Source organism: Streptomyces fildesensis, from assembly GCF_016107395.1.
Taxonomy (GTDB): Bacteria; Actinomycetota; Actinomycetes; order Streptomycetales; family Streptomycetaceae; genus Actinacidiphila; species Actinacidiphila fildesensis.
This window is the reverse complement of the sequence record NZ_JAAIKO010000122.1, coordinates 1-1,341: the sequence shown is the minus strand read 5'-3', so window position 1 is coordinate 1,341 and position 1,341 is coordinate 1. Positions and strand designations below refer to the sequence as shown.

General features: G+C 67.6%; 1 protein-coding gene. It reads left to right on the top strand.

Going from position 1 to position 1,341, the window contains the following annotated elements:
• The first annotated feature begins 146 nt into the window (after positions 1-146).
• Positions 147-1,325 carry an ISAs1 family transposase gene (locus tag C6N31_RS42165; RefSeq protein ID WP_198359610.1) on the top strand — a complete coding sequence of 393 codons (1,179 nt, stop codon included), beginning with the start codon at positions 147-149 and terminating at the stop codon, positions 1,323-1,325.
• The last annotated feature ends 16 nt before the right edge of the window (positions 1,326-1,341 follow it).

Below are 1,341 nucleotides of genomic sequence, written 5' to 3'. Positions count from 1 at the left end.
CAGGGCTGATGCGTTCTCAGCTGGCGGGATGAGCGTTTTCGCCCGTTTCGCTGCGCGCTGAGCAGTTCGCCGGAGTGGAAACGAAGAACGCGACACCAGATGATCAAGGCTTCTGAGACCGAAGATCGACCTGGAGTCGCGTCCGCGTGCCATCCTCCCTGATCAACGTCCTCGCGCGCCACTGCGAGGACGGCGAGAAGTCCTGCTCATCCATCGAGCTCCATGAACTGGCCTCGCTATCCGAGGTGCTGGCCGCAGTGCCCGATCCCCGCCGGATACGCGGACGTCGATACCGGCTCGGCACGCTGCTCGCCCTGTGCCTGACGGCAGTGCTCGGCGGGGCCCGCTCCCTCGCGCAGATCGCCCGGTATGCGGCCGACGCCGACCTCCAGGTCCGCGCCGAGCTCGGCCTGGACCACACCACACCCAACGCCTCCACCCTCGGCAGGCTGCTGGTCCGGATCGACGGCGACGCCCTGGACGACGCCGTGGGCAGTTGGCTCGCCCGGCACGCAGCCGATCCCGTCGAGGACGATCAGGCCCTGATCGGGCTTGCGGTGGACGGCAAGGCGGTCCGAGGTTCGCGCACCGAGAGCACGACCGCGATCCACCTGCTGGCCGCCGCCCTCCATGACGGTCAGACCGTCATCGCCCAGCGCCAGGTGGCGGCCAAGAGCAACGAAATCCCGGCCATGGCCCCGCTGCTGGCCCGCATTAACCTGCACGGCGTGGTTGTCACCGCCGACGCGATGCACACCCAGCGCAAGACCGCGAAGATGATCGTCGCGGCAGGCGGGCACTACATCCTGGCCGTGAAGGGCAACCAGAAGAAGCTTCGCAGGCAACTGCGTCGTCTGCCATGGAAGCAGATCCCGTTGCTCGACCGCACTCGCGCCACCGGACACGGACGACGCGAAGTACGACGCCTCAAGGTCTGCACCGTCGAGGCCGGACTGCTCTTCCCGCACGCCGTCCAAGCCATCGAGATCAAGCGGCGTCGCGTCAACACCAAGACCGGCAAGATCCAGACGAAGACCGTCTACGCCGTCACCAGTCTCACCCCCGACCAGGCAGATCCGGCCCGGCTGGCCGAACTCGTCCAAGGCCACTGGTCCGTTGAAGCCCTGCACCACGTGCGAGACGTGACCTATGCCGAGGACGCCTCCAGGGTCCGCACAGGCAACGCACCCCGCGCCATGGCCACCCTGCGCAACCTCGCCATCGGCCTGATGCGGCAGGCCGGCTGGGGCAACATCGCCGCCGCAGCCGACCACTACCGGTCACGACCCGACCACGCCACCGCACTACTCAAGATCATCTGCTGAGAACGCATCAGCCCTG